At 75.9% G+C, this 4454-nt stretch carries 4 protein-coding genes and 1 pseudogene; 4 read left to right on the forward strand and 1 reads right to left on the reverse strand.

Translation table 11 applies throughout. The features are described 5' to 3' along the window. The first annotated feature begins 256 nt into the window (after positions 1–256). Complete coding sequence (locus tag ACFVHB_RS39845; RefSeq protein WP_380332848.1) at positions 257–1666, forward strand: sensor histidine kinase; 1410 nt, start codon at positions 257–259, stop codon at positions 1664–1666. A 7-nt stretch (positions 1667–1673) separates the two neighbouring features. Then, positions 1674–2399 (forward strand): response regulator, encoded by a 726-nt coding sequence (locus ACFVHB_RS39850; RefSeq protein ID WP_380332850.1) that lies wholly within the window; start codon positions 1674–1676, stop codon positions 2397–2399. A 144-nt stretch (positions 2400–2543) separates the two neighbouring features. On the opposite strand, the pseudogene ACFVHB_RS39855 reads toward ACFVHB_RS39850, so the two are convergent. Beyond that, positions 2544–3182, reverse strand: a pseudogene (locus tag ACFVHB_RS39855) (phosphatase PAP2 family protein); the annotation flags it as partial. Between the two features lie 218 nt (positions 3183–3400). Between ACFVHB_RS39855 and ACFVHB_RS39860 the strand changes: the two are divergent. Together ACFVHB_RS39860 and ACFVHB_RS39865 are read left to right on the forward strand one after the other, a co-directional pair. Beyond that, positions 3401–3997 carry a hypothetical protein gene (locus ACFVHB_RS39860; RefSeq protein ID WP_380332852.1) on the forward strand — a complete coding sequence of 199 codons (597 nt, stop codon included), beginning with the start codon at positions 3401–3403 and terminating at the stop codon, positions 3995–3997. Between the two features lie 92 nt (positions 3998–4089). Continuing rightward, the coding region (locus tag ACFVHB_RS39865) for a transposase (protein ID WP_380332854.1) at positions 4090–4454 on the forward strand (365 nt) is incomplete at its 3' end.

A 4454-nucleotide genomic window follows, 5' to 3' on the forward strand; every position in this document is an offset into this window, starting at 1 on the left:
GGTTCGACTTCCTGGGTGGGGTGCCCAGCGGCGGTGCTGTGCGGAGGGGGCTCGCGCTGGGGCCTCGGTTGGGCGGGGAGTGGGAAGTCGGCGGGGCCGACGTTCTGTGTGGGGGTGCGGTCATGACTTTCGGCAGATTCGGGGGTGCCCGGGTCTTCGTAGGGTCAAGGGCGTGCGTGTGAATGGACAGTGGTGGTGCGGTCGGCTCGATGGCGGGTTGTTGGCGGGGGCGTCGGCGTCGATCGGGTTGAGCGCGGTGAGCATCTGGTGGGCTCTGCCGGCGATCGGCGCGGCGTTCCTGGCCGGGCGCCGGATGGAGCGCGTGCGACCGGCGGTCGTGGTGCTGGCCGTCATGGTCGTCCTCGGGGTGGTGGCGGCGGTGGCGGTGCCGGCGTGGATGGTGCCGGGGACGTCCTTCCTGTCACTGCTGGTCTGCGCCGGAATGGCGCCCTGGATGGTGGGCCGGTTCTGGCGGCAGTCGCAGGAACTGGTGCGGGCCGGTTGGGAGCGGGCGGAGCGGCTGGAGCGTGAGCAGCGGTTGGTGGCCGAGCAGGCCCGTCTGCGCGAGCGGGCTCGGATCGCGCAGGACATGCACGACGCCCTGGGGCACGACCTGAGCCTGATCGCCCTGCGGGCAGGAGCCTTGAAGCTGGCGCCCGACCTGGCCGAGCCGCACCGGGAGGCGGCCCGGGAGATCCGGGCCGGTGCGGGGGCGGCGGTGGAGCGCCTCGCCGAGGTGATCGGGATCCTGCGGGACCCGGCGGACGACGCGCCCTCCCGGGGCCCCGCCGACGCGGGTGTCGCCCAGCTGGTCGAGGAGTCGGCCGCGGCGGGCCTGGACGTCCGGTTGATCGTCACCGGGGAGGCCGGCGGGTTGCCGCGGGCGGCCGAGCACGCGGCGTACCGGGTGGTTCAGGAAGCGCTGACCAACGCGGCCAAGCACGCTCCGGGGGCGTCGGTCACGGTGCGGGTGGCCCACGCGCCGGACGGCGCCCGGGTCCGGGTGGTCAACGGCCCGCCGCCGGTGGGCCGGTCGGCCGCGGGCCCGTCGTCGTCGCGACCGGGGACGGGGAGCCCGGGGACGGGGAGCCCGGGGACGGGGAGCCCGGTGACGCCGGTCGGTGGTGGCTGCGGTCTGATCGGCATGGCCGAGCGGGTCAGGCTGGTCGGCGGCACCCTCCGTCACGGTCCTGGCGGCGACGGCACGGGCTTCGAGGTCGCGGTGTACCTGCCGCGCTCCGGTGCCCCTGCCGTTCCCGTCCCCGGCCCCGCCCCGGTGTCACCCGCCCGCGAACTGCGCCACGCCCGCCGCCGGGTGGGCCGGATGCTGGCGGCGACCGTGCTGGTGCCGCTGGCCACCGTGCTGGTGCTGCTGGCCGTCCTGCGCGGCTGGGCGATCTACACCGCCGGCCGTGCCGTGCTGGACCCGGCGGACTACGCGTTGCTGCGAGTGGGGCAGGACCGGGCGGCGGTGCAGAGGTTCCTGCCGGATCGTCAGTTTCCGTACCATCCCGAGGAGGGGAATCCGCCGCCCCGGGGAGAAGGAGTGACGTGCGAGTACTACGCGATCACGGCCGAGCCGTTCAACAACGACCGTTCCGGGGACGCGTACCGGCTCTGCTTCCAGGCGGACGTGCTGATCTCCTTGGACGCCCTGGTCTCGTGAGCGCCGGATGAGCGGCGGGGAGCGACCCGCGAGGACCGCACCGGTCCGGGTGGTGATCGCCGACGACGAGCCGATGGTCCGCGCCGGCATCAGGGCGGTGCTCGCCACCGACCCGGGCATCGAGGTCGTCGCCGAGACCGGTGACGGCCGGGAGGCCGTCGAGCTGGTGCGGCGTCACCGGCCGGACGTCGCCGTGCTGGACATCCGGATGCCCGGCGCGGACGGCCTCACCGCCGCGGCCGAGATCCGCCGGACCGGCGCCGCCACCGGGATCGTCATCCTGACGACCTTCGGCGAGGACGACTACATCCTGCGTGCCCTCGGCGGCGGCGCCAACGGGTTCCTGATCAAGTCCGGCGAACCGGAGGAGCTGATCGCCGGTGTGCGGGCGGTGGCGGACGGCGCCGCCTACCTCTCACCCAAGGTGGCCGCCCGGGTGGTCGCCCACCTGGCGTCCGTCGGGGCCGGTGGAGCGGCCGGCCGGCGCGCCACCGCCCGGGAACAGGTGGCCGGGCTGACCTCCCGGGAGCGGGACGTGCTCACGCTGGTCGCGGCCGGGCTCTCCAACGGCCAGATCGCCCGCCGGATCGGGGTGGTGGAGGGGACCGTGAAAGCCCATGTGAGCTCCATCCTGGCGCGGCTCGGCGTGGCCAACCGGGCGGCCGCGGCCGTCCTCGCGCACGAGGCCGGCCTGAACCTCGGCGGAACGTGCGCGGGTGGGCCGCGCACCTGAGCCCCGGGGCCTCAGCAGCAGGTGCCCCAGGAGGGGTATGCCGGCCGATCCGGTCACCCCGGTCGTGGCGAGCGGCAGCAGGGCCACCACCACGGCGGCCGTGACCGTCCCGCCCAGGACGGCGCCGGCGACCACGTCGTGCGGGTAGTGCACGCCCGCGGCCACCCGCAGCGCGGCCGTCGCCAGGCCGACCGGGACGGCCACCAGGGCCCAGCGCGGCCGCAGCAGCACCAGGCCGGTGGCGAGGGCGAAGGCCAGCGCCGCGTGGTTGCTGGGGAACGACCAGTCGCCCGGCGGCGGGCACTCGGCGAGGGCCGACCGCACGGACGCCGCGCCGGGCAGTGCCCGGCAGGGCCGCTCCTCGTCGACCACCACCTTCAGCACCTCGCTCGCCCCGTACGCGAGCACGGTGCCGAGGCCGGTCAGCGCGACCCCCGCGACCAGGCGGGCGGCCCGTCGTCGGCGCGCCGTCCACCAGCAGAGCGCCAGCAGCAGGCCCAGCACCAGCAGGCCGGCCTCGGTGGCCGGCTCCGGCAGCGAAGCCAGCCGGGCCGGGGCATCGGCGACGGCCTCGGTCACCTGCCGGTAGCCGGCGGCGGACGGGCCGTCGACCACCCGGACCGGTGCGTCCGGGCCGCCCTGGGCGGGCGCCAGCCACCCGACCACGCCGGTGCCCGCCGCCGCCAACGCCGCCGCGACGGTCACCCGGGTGCCCGTGCCCGGGCCCGAGCCCGCCGTCCTGACCCCTGCGCTCATGACCGTTCTCCTGACCGTGTTCGTCATGGCCAGGACGGTAGGAGGGACGGGCGGGGGTCCACCCGGCCCGAAAGGCAGGGGTCGACCTGGACGATCGTCAGGGTTGACATCCGGTGTGCTCCGCGCGGGTGACCCGTTCGGGCGACGGTCCGCGCGACACGGCCCCGCCCGCCCTACTCTCGGGACATCGCTCGGCCCGGCACCGGAACGCCCGCCGTGCGCCGCCACCACCCCGGAGACCAGCCATGCACCGTCGGACCGCCGTCGCGGGCGTCCTGCTCGCCGCCTCGGCGCTCACCGCCTGCGGGGGCGGCCGGCTCACCGCGGGGACGGCGGCGGTGCTGGACGGGCGGCGGATCCCGGTGGGCGCCGTCGAGGCCCGGGTCGCGGAGCTGCGGCACCCGGCCGGCGGCGCCTCGGCGGACGCCCGGCAACAGCCGGACGGGCTGGCGCGGCGGGCCGTCGCCGACCTGGTGCTCGACGCGGTCGTCGCCCGCGCGGTGGTCGACCACGGGCTGGCCGTCGGCGGCGCGGAGGTGGCGGTGGCCCGCGCCACGGACGAGGAGCGGTACGGCGGGGCCGGCGTGCTCGCCCGGGCACTGGCCGCGCAGGGCGTCCCGGGCAGCGGGATCGACGACTACTACCGCCGCCGGTTGGGTATTCGGCACCTCGCCGCCGCGGCGGGCCAGGACGCCGGCACCTCGGCGGGCGACGCCACCGTCCGCCTCGCCCTGGCCGACGCCGCCACCGCCCTCCACCTGCGCATCAACCCCCGCTACGGCACCTGGAACCCCACCCGGGTCGCCCTCCTCCCCGACACTCCACCCTGGCTGGCCCCCTGACCGCCGCCGCACCGCACGAGAAGTCGGCACGGGAAGTCGATCCGGGTCTGTAAAAAGAACGGTGTAACTCCCGATCAAGGAAGTAGCACCTGATGACAGACGTGACCGTCTCGGCCGAGGCCGTGGAGGCCGTGCGGCCGGTGGAGTTGCAGCCGGATGCCCTGGACGACCAGTTGATCGGGCAGTTGGTCGACCGGGCCCGTGCAAGCGGGCTGCAGCTCACCGGCGCCGGCGGCCTGCTCCAGCAGCTCACGAAGAAGCTCCTGGAATCCGCGCTCGAGGGCGAGATGACGGACCATCTCGGCTATGAGAAGCACGACCCGGCCGGGGCCGGCAGCGGGAACTCCCGCAACGGCGTCCGGTCGAAGACCGTTCTGACCGAGGTCGGGCCGGTCGAGATCGACGTCCCCCGCGACCGCGAGGGCTCCTTCGAGCCGCAGCTGGTCCGCAAGCGCCA

It is taken from the genome of Kitasatospora sp. NPDC127111 (genome assembly GCF_042677465.1).
GTDB lineage: Bacteria > Actinomycetota > Actinomycetes > Streptomycetales > Streptomycetaceae > Kitasatospora.

What these genes read in the sequence shown, in the direction of transcription:
- ACFVHB_RS39850 (WP_380332850.1), top strand. Translation starts at nt 1,674, where the DNA reads ATGAGCGGCGGGGAGCGACCCGCGAGGACCGCACCGGTCCGGGTGGTG.
- ACFVHB_RS39860 (WP_380332852.1), top strand. Translation starts at nt 3,401, where the DNA reads ATGCACCGTCGGACCGCCGTCGCGGGCGTCCTGCTCGCCGCCTCGGCG.